Origin of the sequence: Ensifer sp. LC384 (assembly GCF_001695865.1) — a bacterium.
Lineage (GTDB): Bacteria > Pseudomonadota > Alphaproteobacteria > Rhizobiales > Rhizobiaceae > Ensifer.
The window spans coordinates 1-19863 of the sequence record NZ_MBST01000015.1 but is presented as its reverse complement, the minus strand read 5'-3'; the positions used below and the strand labels follow the sequence as shown (position 1 = coordinate 19863).

Below are 19863 nucleotides of genomic sequence, written 5' to 3'. Positions count from 1 at the left end.
CAGAATCCACCCCCTGCCCCCTGCCTGTGCATTTTTTACAGAAAAATGAAAATTGACGCTTGCGGTAATCAAATCGCCTGACTATAAGACGCCCACACAGCAAGTGCGCCCTTCGTCTATCGGTTAGGACACCAGATTTTCATTCTGGGAAGAGGGGTTCGACTCCCCTAGGGCGTGCCACTGTGACCCTCCCCTTCAAATGATTTCCCTGCTCGTGAGCGGCAGTTCTGCATCCAGAATCCGACGCGCGCTCGATTATGTGTCGCTCTCCGGGACGACCGGGTGGTGGCAGATTTTTCCGGTTCTTTTCACAGGAAAAGCGCGCGAATTCTCAGATTACCGCTTGCAGTCTGCAAAGGCGCTGCCTATAAGGCGCCCACACAGCAAGTGCGCCCTTCGTCTATCGGTTAGGACACCAGATTTTCATTCTGGGAAGAGGGGTTCGACTCCCCTAGGGCGTGCCACTGTGATCCTTTCCCCAGCACATTCGCTACAGATTTGACGCCGATTGCGTGGTCCATGCTCCCCTCTGTGTCGGCCACGGGCACGGTGTTTTTAACCCGTGATTTTTCCTGCATTTTCCACAGAAAAACCTCGAAAATCCTGACATTAGCGCTTGCAGCTGGCAAAAGCGCTGACTATAAGACGCCCACACAGCAAGTGCGCCCTTCGTCTATCGGTTAGGACACCAGATTTTCATTCTGGGAAGAGGGGTTCGACTCCCCTAGGGCGTGCCACTGTGTTGACCTCCCCCACGCCGCAAACGTCGACCGCGCTCACGCTGCGGCTGAACGTCATTCTTTTGGCGGGACCGCTGCCGTATCCGCTCAGGCAACACCGATGGATTTCTGTCGTCGTCTTCGCGGAAAAGGCATAGTATCCGAAGAGGAATTGATTGCGGCCACTAGGCCGTGATCGCGAGCCCTCAGCGACCAGCGTGGGCGCCCATCGTCTAGCGGTCAGGACGCCGCCCTCTCACGGCGGCAACACGGGTTCGATTCCCGTTGGGCGTGCCAGTCCTCACAGAGCAGTTTGGCTGGTCATACCAAATCGTTGGTTCGGATGAGCCAGCCGCGTTTCGAGCGCGCCGTCAAACCGCTTTCGCGGCATCGGTGACGCGAAGCTGCACCCGCCGTTGCCCCTGCCACAGATCCGCTGAAACCGAACCCGCGACGTGCATGGAGGCGCCGCGGCTCGAAAGAAGAAAATCGCCAAGCGGGGTCTCGATTGCGCGAAAGGCGATGCCATCGAGACGACTGCCGTCCTGCCCCTCGAGCGTCACCTTGACGTGGTTGGCTCCCACTTGCCGGCTGTCGCGCAGTCGGTGCTGCGGGAAGGCGAAGACCGGCTGCGGATGGGCGGAACCGTAAGGCCCGGCCTGCTCCAGCAGATCGATCAGTTCCAGTGTTGCCCCCGACGCGCCGAGCGCACCATCGACCTTCAGCGTCTGTACCGCAACGAGGTCGCGCACGGCGACTTCGGCCTTCTCCTCGAAGAACTGCCGCAACCGGCCGAGCTTCGTCCGCTCGACCGTCAGGCCCGCCGCCATCGCGTGACCGCCGCCCTTCACCAAAAATCCGCCGTCGACGGCAGCACGAACCATCTTTCCCATGTCGAAACCAGCGATCGATCGGCCGGATCCCGTCCCCCGGCCATTCGGATCGAAGGCGATGGCGAAGGTCGGACGGCGGAACTTCTCTTTTATTCTCGCTGCAATCAGCCCGACTATCCCCGGATGCCAGTTCTCCCGTGCCGTCACGATCACCGAGGCGCCCTCACCCGTGCCGTATTCGGCCAGAACCTCGGCTTCGGCTTCAGCCAGCATCGCAGCCTCCATTGCCTGCCGCTCGCGGTTGAGTTCGTCGAGCCGTGCCGCGATCGTTTCAGCGGCGGCACTATCGCCCATCGTCAACAGGCGGCTGCCAAGCGCCGCGTCGCCAATTCGGCCGCCGGCATTGATGCGTGGCCCGACCAGAAACCCGAGATGATACGGCGTCACCGGACCGCCGATCGCCGCCTTGCGCAACAGGGCCGCCAGCCCGACATTGCCCATGTGCCGGGCTGCAATCAGCCCCTTGACGACGTAGGCGCGATTGAGCCCCTTGAGCGGCACCACGTCACAAACGGTTGCCAGCGCCACGAGGTCGAGCTGTGCTAACAGATCGAAAGACCCGACGCGCGCGTCACCGGCGGCACGCAGCACACGCACCGTATTGACGAGAACGAGATAGACGACGCCGGCCGCGCAAAGGTGTCCTTGACCGGAGAGATCGTCCTCGCGGTTGGGGTTGACGAGCGCATGGCATGGCGGCAGCGAGGAGCCGACCTGGTGATGGTCGATAACGACCACATCGACGCTGCGCTGCGCTGCCACGGCAAGCGCCTCGTGGCTGGTCGAGCCGCAATCGACAGTGACGATGAGCCTGGCGCCATTGTCGATCAACTGTTCGATCGCCTGTGGGTTGGGGCCATACCCCTCGAAGATACGATCGGGGATATAGATCTCGGCCTCGAGCCCGAAATGTTTGAGGAAACGCGCCATCAGCGCCGACGAGGCGGCGCCGTCTACGTCGTAGTCGCCGAAGATCACCACCTTCTCGCGCCTGGAAATCGCCATCGCCAGGCGCTCGGCCGCCTTACGGCAGTCGGTCATGGTATCGGGATCCGGCATCAGCGAGCGAAGCGTCGGGTCGAGGAAGACCGCCGCATCGTCGAGCGTTACTCCGCGCCCGGCAAGCACGCGGCCGATCAGATCGGAATAGCCATGGACCTGGCTGATCGCCAGCGCCCGGTTCTGGCCGGCCTGGTCGAGACGCGACACCCAGCGTTGACCGCTGATCGATCGTTCCACGCCAAGGAAAGCTCGCTGTATCGGATCTACCGGTTCTTCCATGCTGTCCACCTGCCTCAATCTTTTGTTCTTAGCGAACAATGCGCGCATGCAAAACCCGGCATGAAAAAGGCCCCACCGACACCAATGGTCGATGGGGCCCTTTCTCAACAGTTTTGCGCTTTGACTTAAGCTGCCTTCGGCCGCTCGATGCGGATCACCTGCGGCTCTCCGACCAGATAGCCCTCGCTCTTGATCGCCACGATCGCATCGCGCACCGAATGCTCGGCGGTCGCGTGCGTCACCAGGATGATCGTCTGCGGCTCGAATGATTCCTGCGGGTGCTTGGAATGCTGCATGATCGATTCCAGCGAGATACCGTTCTCGGCCATGCGCGAAGCAATGCTTGCAAAGACGCCGGTACGATCGACGACCTTCAGGCGGATGAAGTAGCCGCCCTCGTGGCTCTGGATCTGCGCGCGCTTGTAGGGCAGCAACGCATTGGTCGGGCGGCCGAAGGCCGGCACGTGCTGCGCGCCAGGGCGGCTCTTGGCGATATCGGCGACGTCGCCAAGAACGGCGGACGCCGTCGCGTTGCCGCCGGCACCGGGGCCGACCATCAGCAGCTCGCCGAGAATATCGGATTCGATCGCGACCGCATTGGTGACGCCATCGACCTGGGCGATCACCGAATCATAGGGAACCATCGTCGGGTGCACCCGTTGCTCGATGCCGCTTTCGGTGCGCTGGGCGACACCGAGAAGCTTGATCCGATATCCGAGATCGGCGGCAGCATGAATATCATCGATGGAAATATTGGTGATGCCCTCGAGATAGATGTCGTCGGCCGCGATCGCCGTACCGAAGGCCAGGCTCGTCAGGATCGACAGCTTGTGCGCGGTATCGTTGCCTTCGATGTCGAAAGCCGGGTCTGCCTCGGCATAACCGAGCCTCTGCGCTTCCTTCAGGCAGGCCTCGAATGAGAGCTCTTCCTTTTCCATCTTCGTCAGGATGTAGTTGCAGGTACCGTTCATGATCCCGTAGACGCGCGAGATCGTGTTGCCGGTCATGGATTCGCGCAGCGCCTTGATGACGGGAATGCCACCGGCAACGGCCGCTTCATAGTTGAGCAGCGCGCCGTTGTTCTCGGCAATGGCTGCAAGCTCGATGCCGTGCGCAGCCAGCAACGCCTTGTTGGCGGTGACGACATGGATACCACGGCCGAGCGCCGTCTTGACCGCAGTGTACGCCGGATCGCCGGAGCCGCCCATCAGCTCAATGAAAACATCGATATCGGCCTTGGCCGCAAGCGAAACGGCATCGTCGAACCAGGTCGTCTTCGACAGGTCGACGCCGCGATCTCTAGAGCGGTCACGCGCCGTCACGGCTGTAATTTCGATTGCCCTGCCACATGTCGTTGCCAGCATCTCGTGACGATCCTGGAGGATTCGCACGAGCGAGGCACCGACGGTACCCAAGCCCGCAATGCCGATTTTGAGGGCATCTGCCATAGCCATTTCCTAACATGTGAGGGCGCCCCGCCAGAACGGCGGGGCCGTTGCAGTAGGGGCGCGCGCCTGGCACGCCCCCGTCTTTTACCGATGCGCGTTGAGCGAGATGACGTTGTGCATCGTCTCGTCAGCCGTGGACAGGAACTTCTTGATATTGCGGGCCGCCTGGCGAATCCGATGCTCGTTCTCGACGAGGGCGAGACGCACGTAGTCGTCACCCTGCTCACCGAAGCCGATGCCCGGCGCGACGGCCACATCAGCCTTTTCGACGAGCAGCTTGGAGAATTCGAGGGATCCGAGGTGACGGAACTTCTCCGGGATCTTGGCCCAGGCAAACATCGTGGCTGCCGGCGGCGGCACGTCGAAGCCGGCCTTGCCGAAGCTTTCGACCATCACGTCGCGGCGGCGCTTGTAGATGTTGCGGACTTCGGCGATGTCGCTGCCGTCACCGTTGAGCGCCTGGGTGGCGGCAACCTGGATCGGCGTGAACGCACCATAGTCGAGGTAGGACTTCACGCGCGTCAGCGCCGCGATCAGCCGCTCGTTGCCGACGGCAAAGCCCATGCGCCAGCCGGGCATGGAGAATGTCTTCGACATCGAGGTGAACTCGACCGTGACATCGATCGCGCCCGGCACTTCGAGCACGGATGGCGGCGGTGCGTCGTTGAAGTAGATCTCCGAATAGGCCAGATCCGACAGCACGATGATGTCGTGCTTCTTCGCAAACGCCACGACTTCCTTGTAGAAATCGAACGTGGCGACCTGCGCCGTCGGGTTCGACGGGTAGTTGAGGATCAGCGCCAGCGGCTTCGGGATAGAATGGCGAACGGCGCGCTCCAGCGGTCCGAAGAACGTGTCGTCGGGCTCGACCGAAATCGAGCGGATGACGCCGCCTGCCATCAGGAAGCCGAAGGCATGGATCGGATAGGTCGGATTTGGGCACAGGATCACGTCGCCCGGCGCGGTGATCGCCTGGGCCATGTTGGCGAAGCCTTCCTTGGAGCCAAGGGTGGCGACGACCTGCGTGTCCGGGTTGAGTTTGACGCCGAAGCGGCGGGCGTAATAGGCGGCCTGGGCACGACGCAGCCCGGGAATGCCCTTCGACGACGAATAACGATGCGTGCGCGGGTCCTGGACGGCCTCGCAAAGCTTGTCGACAATCGACTGTGGAGTGGGAAGATCCGGATTGCCCATGCCGAGGTCGATGATGTCAGCACCGGCCGCTCGCGCGCTTGCTTTCAAACGGTTGACCTGTTCGAAAACATAAGGCGGCAAACGCCGGACTTTGTGAAACTCTTCCATCTCCAAACCTCGTTTGGCGCACGTCTCCGCCAGCGGTTGGCCGTCGCGAAAACATGCGCTTTGGTGAACGGCCGTCACTGCGGCCATTGAACGCTTTGCGTCCAAATCACCTGAAACGCAAGTGCTAATTCGCGATCTGTTTCAGCGTGTCGGAGCCATGGTCTTCGGCGAGCGTACGCATTTCCTTCATGCGACGCTGATATTCCGCTTCGGAGATGGAACCGGATTTGCGCGCAGCACCGAGAGCCGCTAGCCGTGCCTGCATATCGGCTGCTTCCTCATTGGTCATCTGTTGCGTTGCCGCCGGCTTCTGACCGTAGACGGAGGGATAGTTTTCGAAGGGGGTCTTCTGGCTGTTGCAGCCCGCAAGCGTGCCCAGGAGAATGATCCCGGCAACCCAGGTGATGGAGCGCTGTTTTCCGACGGCGAGCATACTGGCAAAGACCTCTGTTTCGTGGCGCGACGATGCGCTAGCCCTTGTAATCATTTTCGGGCAGAATGTAAAAATACAAAACAAACAAGATGCTGTGGAGGAAACCGGGTGACAGCAGACAGGAATGCCGAAGGCCACGCCGGCAAGGACGGCTTTGCTGGCTTCGACCCGAAGTCCGTTGAACCCTACATCGTCAAGGATCCCGAAAGCCTTGCGGTCAACCTTGCCCGCGCGATGGAACAGCTCGGCAAGGCGGCTTCCGCCTGGCTTGCGCCGCGCGAGACCGGCGAAAAATCCGACGTCTTCTCCGAACCCGTCACCGATATGGTCAAAACCCTCTCCAGGGTTTCCGAATACTGGCTTTCCGATCCGCGCCGGACCCTTGAAGCACAGACCCATCTCATGGGCAGCTTCTTCGAGATGTGGTCTCGAACCCTGCATCGCATGTCCGGTGATGTTGCCACCGCCGATCCCGCCAGCCTACAGCGGATGGACAAACACTTCGCGGACGAGGACTGGGTGAAGAACCCCTTCTTCGATTTTGTCCGGCAGGCCTATTTCATCACGTCCGACTGGGCCGACAAAATGGTGCGCGATGCCGAGGGCCTCGACGATCACACCAAACACAAGGCTGCCTTCTATGTCCGGCAGATCTCGAGCGCGCTCTCGCCGACCAATTTCGTCACCACCAATCCGCAACTCTACCGGGAAACGGTCGCGACCAGCGGCGCCAACCTCGTCAAGGGTATGCAGATGTTTGCCGAGGACGTCGCCGCAGGTCGCGGCGATTTGCGGTTGAGGCAGACCGATACCAGCAAATTCGCAATCGGCGAGAACATCGCGATCACCCCCGGCAAGGTGATCGCGCAGAGCGACGTCTGCCAAGTGATCCAGTACGAAGCCTCGACGGAAACAGTGCTCAAGCGTCCGCTGTTGATCTGCCCGCCGTGGATCAACAAATTCTACGTGCTCGATCTCAACCCGCAAAAATCCTTCATCAAGTGGGCCGTCGATCAGGGACACACGGTCTTCGTCATCTCTTGGGTCAACCCGGACGAGCGGCATGCGACCAAGGATTGGGAAGCGTACGCACGCGAAGGCATCGGTTTTGCGCTCGACACCGTCGAGCAGGCGACGGGTGAACGGGACGTCAATGCCATCGGCTATTGCGTCGGCGGAACGCTGTTGGCCGCAACGCTTGCGCTTCATGCCGCAGAGGGCGACGAACGCATCCACTCGGCAACACTATTTACCACCCAGGTCGACTTCACCCACGCCGGCGATCTCAAGGTCTTCGTCGACGAAGACCAGATCAGCCAGATGGAAGAGAACATGCGGGTGGCCGGCTATCTCGACGGCTCAAAAATGGCGACGGCGTTCAATATGCTGCGCGCCTCCGAGCTGATCTGGCCCTATTTCGTCAACAACTACCTCAAGGGTCAGGAGCCCCTGCCCTTCGACCTGCTCTATTGGAATTCCGATTCGACCCGGATGCCGGCGGCCAACCACTCGTTCTACCTGCGCAACTGCTATCTGGAGAACCGCCTGTCAAAGGGCGAGATGGTACTGGCCGGCAAGCAGGTGTCGCTCGGTGACGTCAAAATCCCGATCTACAACCTGGCCACCAAGGAGGACCATATCGCCCCGCCGCGCTCCGTCTTCCTCGGCAGCTCGTCTTTCGGCGGTAAGGTCACCTACGTGCTTTCCGGCTCCGGCCACATCGCCGGTGTCGTCAATCCGCCGGACAAGGGCAAATACCAGTTCTGGACCGGCGGAGCGCCCAAGGGCGAATTCGATGACTGGGTCAAGGCAGCTAAGGAAACGCCCGGATCCTGGTGGCCGCACTGGCATCAGTGGATCGAAAAACTGGACAAGAAGCGCGTACCCGCGCGCAAGCCCGGTGGCAAGCTCAATACACTGGAAGAGGCGCCCGGCTCCTACGTGCGCGCCCGCGCCTGACGAAAGCCTAGAATTATCGTGATCTTCGATCGGCCACTCGTGCCCGCCACGCTCGTGCAGCGCTACAAGCGCTTTCTGTTCGACGCCCTCCTCGCCGACGGTACCGCATTGACCGGCTCATGCCCCAACACCGGCTCGATGCGCGGGCTGACGACGCCGGGTTCGCGTATATGGATGTCGGAACACGACAGCCCGACACGCAAGTACCGGCAGATGCTCGAGATCGTCGAGGCGGACAACACACTCGTCGGCATCAACACCGGCCTGCCCAACCGCCTGGCGGAAGAAGCCATCCGTCTTGGGCTTGTTTCGGACCTTCACGGTTACGGGTCGCTTTCGCGCGAGCAGAAGTATGGGCGCAATTCCCGCATCGACATCCTGCTCAGCGATCCAATCCGCGGGCTTGCCTATGTCGAGGTCAAGAACGTGCATTTCAGCCGGACCCGCGGTGTCGCCGAGTTTCCCGACAGTCCCACCGCCCGTGGCGCCAAACACCTCGAAGAACTCGGCGACATGGTTGAAGCCGGCCACCGGGGTATCATGATCTATCTGGTGCAGCGCAGCGATTGCGACAGCTTGAGCATATGCGGCGAGTACGACCCAGTCTATGCCCAAGCCTTCGAGCGCGCCAAGGCCCGCGGCGTGGAAGCTTACGCAGTGAAATGCCTGATATCGCCGACCGAGATCGCACCCATCGGCTTGATCTCTATCGATGAGGCAGATGTCGGCGCTCTTCGCAACTCGGCCTGAACGATCGCATCGGGCCGGCGCTGGATCGCCAATCTGAGCAACTTGCAACATTCTGCGGATATACCGCAGCATCGATCCGCGTTAGGCTTGACGACTGGCCGGGCGGAAGAGCGAGGTGGCGAAATATCGTGCGCTGCATCCCAAATCAGTGCCTCATGGCGCACGGCAGTGGACGAGGCCGCCCCTGCTGCATTATGAAATTCGACAGGAAACAACTGAAAGTTCTGGAATGGTGACTTACATCGAGGCAGGGTCTGCGCCCTACAAGAACACCGGCGTTATCCGCCTCTACGGACAGGAAGGGTTCGAAGGCATGCGCAAGGCCTGTCAGGTGACGGCGCGCTGCCTCGATGAGCTGGTGTCGCGGGTCCGACCGGGGGTGACGACCGAGGAGATCGATCGCTTCGTCTTCGAATTCGGCATGGACAACGGCGCCTTGCCGGCGACGCTGAATTACCGCGGCTATACCAAGTCGTCCTGCACCTCGATCAACCATGTGGTCTGTCACGGCATTCCGAACGACAAACCGCTTCGCGACGGCGATGTCGTCAACATCGATGTCACCTACGTCATCGATGGCTGGCACGGCGATTCCAGCCGCATGTATCCGGTCGGCGAGATCAAGCGCGCCGCCGAGCGGCTTCTCGATGTGACGCATGAATGCCTGATGCGCGGCATCGCCGCCGTCCGCCCCGGCGCCCGCACAGGCGCGATCGGCGAGGCGATCCAGGCCTATGCCGAAGCGGAGCGGTGCTCTGTCGTGCGCGACTTCTGCGGACACGGCGTCGGCCGGCTTTTCCACGACGCGCCCAACATCCTGCATTATGGTCGCGCCAACGAGGGGCCTGAGTTGCGCGAGGGCATGATCTTCACGATCGAGCCGATGATCAATCTCGGCCGCCCGCACGTGAAGGTGCTGGCGGATGGCTGGACGGCCGTCACCCGCGACCGCTCTTTGTCGGCGCAATACGAACATACGGTCGGCGTCACGGCTGACGGCTGCGAGATCTTCACACTCTCGCCGGCCGGCCTCTTCAAGCCCGACATGACCGCCATGGGCGCCGCATGAAGAAAAACTCCGGTTCATCCGCAGGCGATGCGACGCAGCCGGCGGGCGAACGGTCATTTTTCGCGGATCTGCAGCCGCAGGACGCGCATGCTCCAGACACGGCTCCCGCTGCCACCGAGGCGCACTACCTCGGTCACCGCGATCGGCTTCGCACCCGATACCGCGAGCATGGCGATGCCGCGCTTGCCGATTATGAAATCCTCGAAATGCTGCTGTTTCGGCTCATTCCGCGCAAGGATACCAAGCCGATAGCAAAGGCGCTGCTAACGCGCTTCGGGACGCTTGCCGGCGTGTTCGGCGCACCGCTCGCACTGCTGCAGGAGATCAAGGGTGTCGGCGAATCGGTCGCGCTCGATCTGAAGCTCGTCGCCACCATCGGGCACCGGACGCTGAAGAGCGATCTGCGCAAGAAACACATCCTCTCGTCCTGGTCGGCGGTGATTGAATATTGCCATGCGGCGATGGCTTACGAGACCAAGGAACAATTCCGCATCCTGTTTCTCGACAAGCGCAATGCACTGATTGCCGACGAGGTTCAGCAGACAGGCACGATCGATCATACGCCGGTCTATCCGCGCGAGGTCGTCAAGCGGGCGCTCGAACTGTCGGCGACCGCGATCATCCTTGCGCATAACCATCCCTCCGGCGACCCAACGCCCTCACGGGCGGATATCGATATGACCAAGCTGATCGTCGAGACGGCAAAGCCACTCGGCATCGCCGTGCACGATCACATCATCATCGGCAAGGACGGCCATGTGAGCCTGAAGGGGCTGCGTCTGTTCTAACGGCTACGTGTGATGATCAAAGCCATCTCGCGCGGCGGAAGAAGCGGTAAAGCGTCAGGCAGAACCCGATGATGATGGCGAGCACGACAAAATAACCGTACTTGAATCTGAGCTCAGGCATCTCGTCGAAGTTCATCCCATAGATACCCGCAATTGCCGTCGGCACCGCCAAGATCGCCGCCCAGGACGCAAGCTTGCGCGAGATCTCCGTTTGCTCCGACTGACCGATCATCAAGCTCGCTTCGAAGGTGAAGGCCAGAACCTCGCGCAAAGCGTCAATATCTTCCTGCACGCGGCGGACATGGTCGGTCACATCTCGAAACAGCGGCTGCAATGCCGCTTCCATGCCGGGCAGATCGATATGTTCGTGCCGCCGACACACGTCGACCAGCGGCACCGCGGCATTGCGAAGCCGGAGCAGGTTGCGCCGGAGCAGATAGAGCCGTTCGATATCGGCCTTCTCCAGGCGCTGGCGAAGCAGGCGATCCTCGAGCCGTTCGACCTCTTCGTGGATGGCCTCGATCACCGGCATGTAGTTGTCGACGATGAAATCGAGGATCGAATAGAGGATGTAGTTCTCGCCATGGGCAAGGGCCGCCGGCGACGCCTCGCATCGCTGCCGCACGGCCATATAGGACGTCGAGGCACCGTGGCGGACGGAGACGACATAGCCGCGGCCGACGAAGAGATGCGTCTCACCAAAGGCGATTTCGTCACCGACCATATGGGCAGTGCGGGCGACAACGAAGATCGAATCGCCGTAGATCTCCAGTTTCGGGCGTTGATGTGCCTTGCAGGCGTCCTCGATCGCCAGGTCATGCAGATCGAACTCGCGCTGCACTTGGCGAAGCAGGTCCGCGTCCGGTTCGTGCAGACCGATCCAGATGACGGCGTTCGGGCGACTGCGCCATTTGCCGGCGTCTTCCACGTGAATGTCCTGGATGCGCACGCCGTTTTCGTAGACCGCAGCGGCGATCACGCCCTGCCTCTCTTCCGCATGCGGCGCTTCCGTCGCGTGCGAGTTGCCTGGGGATGCTTCATTCGTCAGGTCCAGCGCCATAGACGACCTCCCATGCCCGCATGAATTCGATGGACCGGCATGCCATTGGGCTATCGAGCATACGCGTATTTCCTCATATTCGCATCCAACAGGTTTCAAACACGAAAACCACTTCATCAAACTGTGCGATTGACGATATAGACGCATGCGAGCGAGACTTTTCGCAGCGCGCAACGATTCTTCCCTTTTTACGGAAATGCCCATGCACCAGTTCGATCTCATCGTCGTCGGCAGCGGACCCGCCGGCCGCCGGGGCGCCATCCAGGCCGCCAAGCTCGGCAAGAAGGTTCTCGTCATCGAACAGGGCAAACGCGTCGGCGGCGTTTCCGTGCACACCGGCACCATTCCTTCAAAAACGCTGAGGGAAACGGCACTCAATCTTTCCGGCTGGCGCGAGCGCGGCTTTTACGGCCGGGCCTATCGCGTCAAGCAGGAGATCAGCGCCGACGACCTGCGCCAGCGCCTGATCATCACATTGGACCACGAGGTCGAAGTTCTCGAACATCAGTTCGCACGAAACCGCGTCCAGCATATGCGCGGCAAAGCGAGCTTCGTCGATCCGAACACGCTGGAAGTGATCAAGGACGATGGCGAGAGCATGCTGGTGACCGGGGTCAGCATTCTGCTGGCCGTCGGTACCAAGCCGTTGCGCCCGGATTACATTCCCTTCGATGGCAAGACCGTGCTCGACAGCGACGAACTGCTGGAGATCAGCGAGCTGCCGCGCTCTCTGGCGGTGATCGGCGCCGGCGTCGTCGGCATCGAATATGCCACCATCTTCAGTGCGCTCGATACCCAGGTCACCGTCATCGATCCGAAGACGACGATGCTCGACTTCATCGACAAGGAGATCGTCGAAGATTTCACCTACCAGCTTCGTGATCGCAACATGAAGCTCAACCTCGGCCAGAAGGCCGAAAAGGTCGAGCGACTGGAAGATGGCAAGGTGCTGCTGACGCTCGACAACGGCCGCAAGATCACGACCGAGATGGTGCTGTTCGCCGCCGGCCGCATGGGTGCGACCGATACGCTCAACCTGCCCGCCGCCGGACTTGAAGCCGACAGCCGCGGCCGGCTCAAGGTCAATCCGGAAACCTTCCAGACGTCCGTGCCGAACATTTACGCGGCCGGCGACGTCGTCGGCTTTCCGAGCCTTGCCTCGACCTCGATGGAACAGGGGCGCGTCGCCGCCCGTGTCGCCGTCGGCGCGATTGCCAAGGAACCGCAGAAATACTTCCCCTACGGCATCTACGCCGTACCGGAGATTTCGACCTGCGGCCTGTCGGAGGAAGAGGTCAAGGAGCGCGGCATCCCCTACGAATGCGGCATTGCGCGTTTTCGCGAGACGTCACGCGGCCACATCATGGGCCTTGAAGCCGGGCTGCTGAAGATGATCTTCTCGCTGAAGACGCGCCGGCTTCTCGGCGTGCACATCATCGGCGAAGGCGCCACGGAACTGGTGCATATCGGGCAGGCAGTGCTGAACCTCAAGGGCACCGTCGAGTACTTCGTCGAAAATACCTTCAATTATCCGACGCTTGCCGAAGCCTACAAGATCGCCGGTCTCGACGCCTGGAACCGCATGGGCGAGATCAAGCCGAAGGCGTAAAACGCCGCGAGGCCGGCCGGGCCGGCCTCGAACAAAGCGCCACGAATCAGATAGCCTTGCTGCCCTGACATCCCCAACGTTCCTCGCTTGCGAACGGAATCAAGTGATCGGCTTGGGGCTTCGTTTTCACGCATATCGCCCCGAATGCGCTGCGCATTTTCGGGCGGCATGTTTCGGCGGGCGTTTGAACATGGCACTACGCATCCTTTCCCTGAATGCCTGGGGCGGCAAGCTGCATGCGCCGCTGCTGCCATACCTCGTCGAAGTCGACGCAGATGTGTTGTGTCTGCAGGAGGTCGTGCGTTCTCCGGAGACGACGTCCGACTGGCTGGTCTACCGCGATCGCGATGTCGAGCTGCCGCAACGCGCCAATCTTTTCGACGAAATCCGCGCAGCCCTGCCGGAACACGACGGCTATTTCTGCCCGACGGCGAGAGGCGAGCTCTCCGATGGTGATCGCATGATCCACTCCGAATTCGGATTGGCAACATTCGTGCGCAAATCCCTTCCCGTCATCGGCCAGGCGCTCGATTTCGTCCATGGAAGGTTTTCGCCTGACGGTTGGGGCGCGTGCCCGCAATGCCCATTGCCTCCGCCTCTTCAGCTATGAGGACGGCTTTTCCATAACCATCGCTCAGCTACACGGCTTACGGGATACCAATGGCAAGGGCGACACGCCGGAACGACAGGCGCAGGCGGATGCTCTGATGCAACTTGTCGGCCGCGTTTGGCCCGGAAACGAACGGCTGGTCGTCTGCGGCGATTTCAATGTCCTGCCGGATAGCGCAACCTTTGCGGCACTCGGCACTTTAGGCCTGTCCGATCTCGTCACCGGCCGCGGCCACACCGATACACGCACGTCGCACTACGGCAAGCCGGGACGTTTCGCCGACTACATGCTGGCCACACCGGATGTCGACGTCGTTCGCTTCGACGTAGTCGAACAACCTGAAGTCTCGGACCATCGCGCGTTGTTGCTGGATCTTCGGTAGAGCAAATCCCACTCCGCACCTGCTGCGCCCAACAAACATTTCCGCAACGGAAAAGGCCCTGCCGTAAACGGCAGGGCCTCAATCTCAAAGCAATCGAAGAAGTGATTACTCGGCGCTGTCGTCAGCAGCCTTCTTCTTGGCCGGAGCCTTCTTCTTCGGAGCAGCAGCTTCTTCGCCTTCAGCGGCGTCAGCCTTGGCAGCGGCTTTCTTCTTGGCCGGAGCCTTCTTGGCAGCCTTGCCTTCGGCTTCTTCGTCGTCAGCCGTCAGCTCTTCCTTGGAAACCGTCTTGTCGGTCACCGAGATCTCGGAGAGCAGGTGATCGACGACCTTTTCTTCGAACAGCGGAGCGCGCAGCGAAGCGGCGGCACCGGGGGTGTTCTTGAAGTAGTCGAGGATCTGCTTTTCCTGGCCCGGGAACTGGCGGAGCTGTTCGAACAGCGAACGCTGCAGTTCGTCGTCGCTGACCTGAACGCCGGCCTTTTCGCCGATTTCCGAGAGAACGAGGCCGAGACGAACGCGGCGCTCGGCGAGCTTGCGGTATTCGGCGCGTGCTTCTTCTTCGGTGGTTTCTTCGTCAGCGAAGGTCTTGCCGGCCTGCTGCAGGTCGGTGTTGATCTGGCGCCAGATGTTTTCGAATTCGGCTTCGACGAGGCGCTCCGGCGTTTCGAACTGGTAGAGTTCGTCGAGCTGGTCGAGGATCTGGCGCTTCACCTTCTGGCGGGTCAGCGAACCATACTGGCTCTCGATCTGGCCGCGAACGATTTCCTTCAGCTTGTCAGCCGATTCGAGACCGAGCTTGGTGGCCAGTTCGTCGTTGATTTCAATGTCCTGGGCCGAAGCGACGTCCTTGACGGTGATGTCGAAGGTGGCTTCCTTGCCGGCGAGGTTCGCTGCCGGGTAATCGGCCGGGAACGTCACGGTGATGGTCTTCTCGTCGCCAGCCTTGAGGCCGACGAGCTGCTCTTCGAAGCCCGGGATGAAGCGGTTGGAGCCGAGAACGAGTTCTGCGTCTTCGTCCTTGCCGCCGTCGAAGGCTTCGCCGTCAACCTTGCCGAGATAGTCGATGGTGACGCGGTCGCCGTTGGCGGCCTTGCCCTTCTTCGATTCGTAGGTGCGTGCGCTTTCAGCGATACGCAGGATCTGCTCGTTGACTTCGTCTTCAGCGATCTCGACGACTTCGCGCGTCACCTTGATGCCGCTGACGTCCTTGAGTTCGATCGCCGGGATGATTTCGTAAGCGACGGTGAATTCGAGGTCAGCCTGAGCGTTGAGGATCTTGTCGGCTTCGGACTCGTCCTCGGTCATCGCGATTTCCGGCTGGGTCGCCGACTTCTCGCCACGGCCCGACAGGATCTCGGTCGGCTTTTCGCGGACGATCTCATTGACGAGATCTGCCATGATCGACTTGCCATAGACCTTCTTCAGATGCGCGAACGGCACCTTGCCCGGCCGGAAGCCGTTGATGCGCACACGGTCTTTCACTTCAGCCAGACGCTCGTTCATACGAGCTTCCATGTCCTTGGCCGGGATAACGACCTTGAGTTCGCGCTTCAGCCCTTGAGCGAGCGTTTCGATAACCTGCATGTTCAAACCTTCATTTCACGTTGACTGTGCTCTTCCCCTTGAAAAGGTCTGGCGAGCACGTGAGCCGATCCATTTGCCGGGAGTGGCTTTACGCAGTTCCGTAACCGTTTTGCAAGCAAAATGGCACTCCAGCCCCCTTCATCATAGCAGAATCCGGACTTTTGGCGCGATCATTGTCCTGGTGCGGGTAGAGAGACTTGAACTCCCACGCCTTGCGGCACCAGAACCTAAATCTGGCGTGTCTACCAATTTCACCATACCCGCGTTCAGACAATCGCACCGACTGAGCGTATTCCCGCAAGACCAACCAACGGAAATACCGCGGATAAGATGGGCATGCTGAGGTTCAGGGCTTTCCCGAGCGCGGCGTCTCTATATCACTCGTTTTCGCGGGATCAAAGGGAAAATGCGGGATACCCACGACAGAACGATTTGATCCCGCAGCGGCGGTCAATAGAGCGGCTCCTCGTAGACCGGCGTGCCCTCGACGGCGATCTGCCTTATCTGCGCACGACCCGCATCATTGATGCGAACGCTGACCGAAAGCGCCTCGGCATTGCGCGCCTGCTCCAGCACTCGGCCCTCGCCCTCCGGAACATAGAATCGCTCGATGCCGTAGTCGACATTGATCGATGACGGGTTTTCACTCGACGAAGGGTAATAGGTGAACGGCTGCGATTGAAGAACGACGCTGTCGTCCGTTGGCGCAAGCGGCTTGAAAGAGGCCTCGGACGAGCCCCAGAAGCCGTCGGGTTGTTTGGCAAGACGCAGGAAGACCGTCGCTTCCTGCGGCTCCGTCGGCAATCCGCCCTTGAAAAGCGCCGGCGGCAGCCTGGAAATATCATAGCTCAGGATGACATAGTCGCCGCGCAGCAGATCTCTCGGATCGACGGGCACGGTCTTCAGCAGGACTTCCCGGCCGTTCCGCAGGATCGATGCCCGGCTTTCGACCATATAGCCGAGGGCTGCCGTCTGGAGGACGGCGGCAATCAGCGCGGCGATGAGCGGGGGTAACCAGCGGCCCTTTGATGCGATACCTGTCATGGCGACACCTCCTCGCGTCGCGTCCGCATCAAGCGCCCTTCTATCCGGATGACCAACCAGGCGATCGCCGCAACCAGCAACCCGGAAATCAGGAAGAAGCCCGACGTACCGAGCATGGAGCCAAGCGTCTCGAACGCGAGATAAAGAAGCTCGCCGGCAAAGGCCGCATAACCAAGGTAGCGCACTGCCCCATTCTGCGCGCCGGCAAGCGCGATCCCGAGCAGGGCGACGATGAGCACAGCCGCACCGGCGGCCACTTCATTGATCAAACCGTCTGCCTCGAACTGCAACGCCGCGAAACCGATGAGCGCCAAAGCGAAGGAATAGAATGCAGGTGCCGAGCCCGCCTCAAGCGCCATGGGGCGAAGCGGCGAGCCGGGCATCGCTGCCGCGAGAAATGCGACAATGCCACCGCCTGCCAGCGCGCCTGCAAAAGCCAAGGACGGGTTCTCGATATAGAGCCACACCAGCCACGCCATGACCAGAAGATAGGCCAGGTGGCGTGCGCGCCCTGCATCGGTCACGCGCACTAAGACGACGACGAGGACGGCGAGCGCCGGGACAAGCCAGGTCTGCCACTGGACAATATCGCCAAGGTCGCTCTCGGACAGCAACGTCAGGAAATAGGCCCAGGCCAACCCGCCGCACACCGTCGTGACGGCGGCTGATCGAAAGGCAAGCGCCGTCACGCAGGCTCCGGCAATCCAGAGCAGGATCGCATCGGCGGCCTCCCCTGAGAGATGATACATCTGCCCGACAAGCGCGATGCCTGCACCGAACGACATCGCCGCCAGCACCAGCGCCGCTGCGGCCAAGCCACCATTGCCCCGCGGCAGAAGTAACGCACCGGCAAAATGAAAGCCCCAGATCAAGCCGACAATGCCGATCAGGCGTGCAAGACGTGGCAGTGCTTCCCAGTTGGCCGCCACCAGCAGCAGGATAGAGGCCGACAGCAGCAGGGCGGCGAGCACCAGCAGAACACGCCCCGCCCGAAAGGTGGATTCGCGGCCATCATACTCCGCAAGCATCTGACGCGCGGACGCCTCTGGCAGAAGCCCCATGCCGACCCAATGCTTGAAATCCCTTTCAAGACGCCCGCGATACATGCTGCCTCACCTCCTGCGACGAGCTTCCCTTGAAGGCAGAACCCGACATGCTCACCTAATCACGCAATCGCGGAAAAACACAACCATTCGATCGCTAGCACCACGATTGCCGCTGCCAGGATTTGACGGCTTGCGCGATGCGCATATCTTCCATGCGGATATTGCACTGCACAAATCGATTTAAACATCCTATGTTCAGATCATCAGAGGCGAACGAAGGCAAACAGCCAACCGGACGCCCGCGGCGATGGTCAGCCGCCCCGGAGCGCCGGGAAAGACCCGGACGAAAGTTCGATGGAATTCGGAGCGGCGCACTCCTCCTCCCAGCGCCCCTCCGATACGATTGGCAACACTCCTCCTCCCAGTTGCCAATCACCTTCAATGACGCTCGCTGGACCTCCTCCCCCAGCGGGCGTTATTCTTTTCAGGCTCCTTTTGTTTATCGCAGTTGATCGAGGCGTTTGCACAATCTTTGCGCAGATTTCGCTCAATCTGACACTGAGATATGTTCTAGGCGCATAGGTGCCATGAAGCATCCGATCTACCCAAATTCGGCAGACTGAACTATCTTCAACTCATCGATCGGGGCGGCGCACTCCTCCTCCCAGCGCCCCTCGATTTGGATCGGCAGCACTCCTCCTCCCAGTTGCCGATCAGAACAAAACGACGCTCGCTGGACCTCCTCCCCCAGCGGGCGTTGTTTGATTCAGCCAGCCCCTTCTCTCTACAATCTCTGCGCCACGCCACCGGCTCGGTGGCGGCATTGGGCGCACGGCCCGGGCACAGCGGCCATAGAGAGGCTTGCAAGAGCTGCATGGGTGCGATGCAGCATTATCTCTGTAACTTCTGCTCAAAACGATTATATTCCGGGACATCAGATGATGGCCAGCAGAGAGATAAGCGCTGGCAAACGACCCTAGAAAGGATAGGATCATGAACCTCGCACGCTCTTTCAACAATTGGCGCAAGTATCGTCAGACCTGCAACGAACTCGGCCGCATGAGCGACCGTGAACTGAGCGACCTCGGCATCGGCCGCGGCGACATCGCCTACGTTGCACGTCAGGCCATCAAGTAATTCCAGGAGCGCTGCTTCGCGCAGCGCGCCGGACATTACCAACGCCCTCCGGTTCATTCCGGGGGGCGTTTTTCGTTGTCGAAGTACCGGGCCAATTCGCTTTCGCAACTGCGAAAGCGCGCCGCCGATCCGGAACCGCGCACGGCCAAGCAATCTTGTTCGGATTCAAGCGGGCACCACCGGCAACACCTTCGGTCATCCACGCGGAAAATGACACAATTACAAATCCTTAACGCGACACATCCGCACTTTAATCAATCTTTAAGTGATGGCGTATTTTCGAGCGGGCGCAAATCTTGCCCAGCAATTTGGCGATGCACTGCACAAATGCATAGCAGCTGCATTTTCTTTGCACTCCACCTTCTAATTAGACAAGCGTATAAGAACCTCAACGACGCAGACAGATGGCTGTCGCGACAAACCGCTCTTGAGGAAAAAGTCATGAACCCGATTCGTATCGCAAAAAGCTGGATCAACTACCGCCGCACCGTCAGCGAGCTCGGCAACCTGTCGAACCACGCTCTGAATGATATCGGCATCACCCGCTACGATATCCGCAACATTGCATCGCGTTCCTTCCGTTAATCGGAACGAACGACCAGACTTCCAAGACGGCGCCTTCGGGCGCCGTCAGACCGCTGACAAACCCGTCGATTTTTCGGCGGGTTTTGTTTTGCGGATTGGGTTGTTTTTGACGGCCGTGTTTTGGCGGAGGTGAAGAAGGACGCGCCGGCTCACGCCATGGCCGG

Annotated in this window: 15 protein-coding genes, 5 tRNA genes and 1 pseudogene; 12 read left to right on the top strand and 9 right to left on the bottom strand. The window is 60.6% G+C overall.

What is annotated here, in order from left to right; genetic code table 11:
* Positions 1 to 105: 105 nt before the first annotated feature.
* The 4 genes from BC363_RS13370 (at position 106) to BC363_RS13355 (ending at position 1016) form a co-directional block, all read left to right on the top strand.
* Positions 106 to 180 (top strand) — tRNA-Glu (locus tag BC363_RS13370).
* Positions 181 to 389: 209 nt separating this feature from the next.
* Positions 390 to 464 (top strand) — tRNA-Glu (locus BC363_RS13365).
* A 198-nt stretch (positions 465 to 662) separates the two neighbouring features.
* Positions 663 to 737 (top strand) — tRNA-Glu (locus BC363_RS13360).
* Positions 738 to 941: 204 nt separating this feature from the next.
* A tRNA-Glu gene (locus tag BC363_RS13355) sits at positions 942 to 1016 on the top strand.
* A gap of 74 nt (positions 1017 to 1090) precedes the next feature.
* Here BC363_RS13355 and recJ read toward each other — a convergent pair.
* The 4 genes from recJ to BC363_RS13335 form a co-directional block, all read right to left on the bottom strand.
* A complete protein-coding gene (gene recJ, locus BC363_RS13350; RefSeq protein ID WP_065781525.1) occupies positions 1091 to 2893 on the bottom strand; it encodes a single-stranded-DNA-specific exonuclease RecJ in 1803 nt (600 codons plus the stop codon).
* A 125-nt stretch (positions 2894 to 3018) separates the two neighbouring features.
* The gene (locus tag BC363_RS13345; protein WP_065781526.1) at positions 3019 to 4341 is read right to left on the bottom strand and encodes a homoserine dehydrogenase; all 1323 of its coding nucleotides are present in this window, start codon (positions 4339 to 4341) and stop codon (positions 3019 to 3021) included.
* Positions 4342 to 4425: 84 nt separating this feature from the next.
* On the bottom strand, positions 4426 to 5643 hold the full coding sequence (locus BC363_RS13340) for an LL-diaminopimelate aminotransferase (RefSeq protein WP_065781527.1): 1218 nt from the start codon (positions 5641 to 5643) through the stop codon (positions 4426 to 4428).
* A gap of 124 nt (positions 5644 to 5767) precedes the next feature.
* Complete coding sequence (locus BC363_RS13335) at positions 5768 to 6076, bottom strand: hypothetical protein (RefSeq protein WP_065781528.1); 309 nt, start codon at positions 6074 to 6076, stop codon at positions 5768 to 5770.
* A gap of 108 nt (positions 6077 to 6184) precedes the next feature.
* Here BC363_RS13335 and phaC point away from each other — a divergent pair, with 108 nt between their 5' ends.
* From phaC to radC, 4 genes are all read left to right on the top strand, one after another.
* On the top strand, positions 6185 to 8035 hold the full coding sequence (phaC, locus tag BC363_RS13330) for a poly(3-hydroxyalkanoate) polymerase subunit PhaC (RefSeq protein ID WP_065781529.1): 1851 nt from the start codon (positions 6185 to 6187) through the stop codon (positions 8033 to 8035).
* 18 nt (positions 8036 to 8053) lie between these two features.
* Complete coding sequence (gene sfsA / locus BC363_RS13325) at positions 8054 to 8785, top strand: DNA/RNA nuclease SfsA (protein ID WP_065781530.1); 732 nt, start codon at positions 8054 to 8056, stop codon at positions 8783 to 8785.
* Between the two features lie 229 nt (positions 8786 to 9014).
* The gene (gene map / locus BC363_RS13320) at positions 9015 to 9854 is read left to right on the top strand and encodes a type I methionyl aminopeptidase (protein ID WP_065781531.1); all 840 of its coding nucleotides are present in this window, start codon (positions 9015 to 9017) and stop codon (positions 9852 to 9854) included.
* Positions 9851 to 10642: a DNA repair protein RadC gene (gene radC, locus BC363_RS13315; RefSeq protein ID WP_065781532.1), complete on the top strand. Its 792-nt coding sequence runs from the start codon at positions 9851 to 9853 to the stop codon at positions 10640 to 10642. The genes map and radC overlap by 4 nt, the downstream gene beginning before the upstream one ends.
* Positions 10643 to 10658: 16 nt before the next feature.
* Here radC and BC363_RS13310 read toward each other — a convergent pair whose 3' ends face one another.
* On the bottom strand, positions 10659 to 11702 hold the full coding sequence (locus tag BC363_RS13310) for a magnesium and cobalt transport protein CorA (protein WP_065781533.1): 1044 nt from the start codon (positions 11700 to 11702) through the stop codon (positions 10659 to 10661).
* Positions 11703 to 11904: 202 nt separating this feature from the next.
* Between BC363_RS13310 and sthA the strand changes: the two genes are divergently transcribed.
* A complete protein-coding gene (sthA, locus tag BC363_RS13305) occupies positions 11905 to 13311 on the top strand; it encodes a Si-specific NAD(P)(+) transhydrogenase (protein WP_065781534.1) in 1407 nt (468 codons plus the stop codon).
* Between the two features lie 190 nt (positions 13312 to 13501).
* Positions 13502 to 14303 (top strand): annotated as a pseudogene (locus BC363_RS13300) (endonuclease/exonuclease/phosphatase family protein).
* A gap of 105 nt (positions 14304 to 14408) precedes the next feature.
* On the opposite strand, the gene tig reads toward BC363_RS13300, so the two are convergent.
* The 4 genes from tig to BC363_RS13280 all read right to left on the bottom strand — a co-directional run bounded on the left by tig (position 14409) and on the right by BC363_RS13280 (position 18037).
* Positions 14409 to 15887: a trigger factor gene (gene tig / locus BC363_RS13295; RefSeq protein WP_065781535.1), complete on the bottom strand. Its 1479-nt coding sequence runs from the start codon at positions 15885 to 15887 to the stop codon at positions 14409 to 14411.
* 179 nt (positions 15888 to 16066) lie between these two features.
* Positions 16067 to 16151 (bottom strand) — tRNA-Leu (locus tag BC363_RS13290).
* Between the two features lie 186 nt (positions 16152 to 16337).
* Entirely contained in the window at positions 16338 to 16931 is a 594-nt protein-coding gene (locus BC363_RS13285; protein WP_065781536.1) for a GDYXXLXY domain-containing protein, read from the bottom strand.
* Positions 16928 to 18037, bottom strand: a complete 1110-nt coding sequence (locus tag BC363_RS13280) for a DUF2157 domain-containing protein (RefSeq protein ID WP_065781537.1) — start codon at positions 18035 to 18037, stop codon at positions 16928 to 16930. The genes BC363_RS13285 and BC363_RS13280 overlap by 4 nt, the downstream gene beginning before the upstream one ends.
* A gap of 933 nt (positions 18038 to 18970) precedes the next feature.
* Between BC363_RS13280 and BC363_RS13275 the strand changes: the two genes are divergently transcribed.
* On the top strand, positions 18971 to 19114 hold the full coding sequence (locus BC363_RS13275; protein ID WP_065781538.1) for a DUF1127 domain-containing protein: 144 nt from the start codon (positions 18971 to 18973) through the stop codon (positions 19112 to 19114).
* A gap of 441 nt (positions 19115 to 19555) precedes the next feature.
* Complete coding sequence (locus BC363_RS36345; RefSeq protein WP_065781539.1) at positions 19556 to 19699, top strand: DUF1127 domain-containing protein; 144 nt, start codon at positions 19556 to 19558, stop codon at positions 19697 to 19699.
* The last annotated feature ends 164 nt before the right edge of the window (positions 19700 to 19863 follow it).

What these genes read in the sequence shown, in the direction of transcription:
- recJ (WP_065781525.1), bottom strand. Translation starts at nt 2,893, where the DNA reads ATGGAAGAACCGGTAGATCCGATACAGCGAGCTTTCCTTGGCGTGGAA.
- BC363_RS13345 (WP_065781526.1), bottom strand. Translation starts at nt 4,341, where the DNA reads ATGGCAGATGCCCTCAAAATCGGCATTGCGGGCTTGGGTACCGTCGGT.
- BC363_RS13340 (WP_065781527.1), bottom strand. Translation starts at nt 5,643, where the DNA reads ATGGAAGAGTTTCACAAAGTCCGGCGTTTGCCGCCTTATGTTTTCGAA.
- BC363_RS13335 (WP_065781528.1), bottom strand. Translation starts at nt 6,076, where the DNA reads ATGCTCGCCGTCGGAAAACAGCGCTCCATCACCTGGGTTGCCGGGATC.
- map (WP_065781531.1), top strand. Translation starts at nt 9,015, where the DNA reads ATGGTGACTTACATCGAGGCAGGGTCTGCGCCCTACAAGAACACCGGC.
- radC (WP_065781532.1), top strand. Translation starts at nt 9,851, where the DNA reads ATGAAGAAAAACTCCGGTTCATCCGCAGGCGATGCGACGCAGCCGGCG.
- BC363_RS13310 (WP_065781533.1), bottom strand. Translation starts at nt 11,702, where the DNA reads ATGGCGCTGGACCTGACGAATGAAGCATCCCCAGGCAACTCGCACGCG.
- sthA (WP_065781534.1), top strand. Translation starts at nt 11,905, where the DNA reads ATGCACCAGTTCGATCTCATCGTCGTCGGCAGCGGACCCGCCGGCCGC.
- tig (WP_065781535.1), bottom strand. Translation starts at nt 15,887, where the DNA reads ATGCAGGTTATCGAAACGCTCGCTCAAGGGCTGAAGCGCGAACTCAAG.
- BC363_RS13285 (WP_065781536.1), bottom strand. Translation starts at nt 16,931, where the DNA reads ATGACAGGTATCGCATCAAAGGGCCGCTGGTTACCCCCGCTCATCGCC.
- BC363_RS13280 (WP_065781537.1), bottom strand. Translation starts at nt 18,037, where the DNA reads ATGTATCGCGGGCGTCTTGAAAGGGATTTCAAGCATTGGGTCGGCATG.
- BC363_RS13275 (WP_065781538.1), top strand. Translation starts at nt 18,971, where the DNA reads ATGAACCTCGCACGCTCTTTCAACAATTGGCGCAAGTATCGTCAGACC.
- BC363_RS36345 (WP_065781539.1), top strand. Translation starts at nt 19,556, where the DNA reads ATGAACCCGATTCGTATCGCAAAAAGCTGGATCAACTACCGCCGCACC.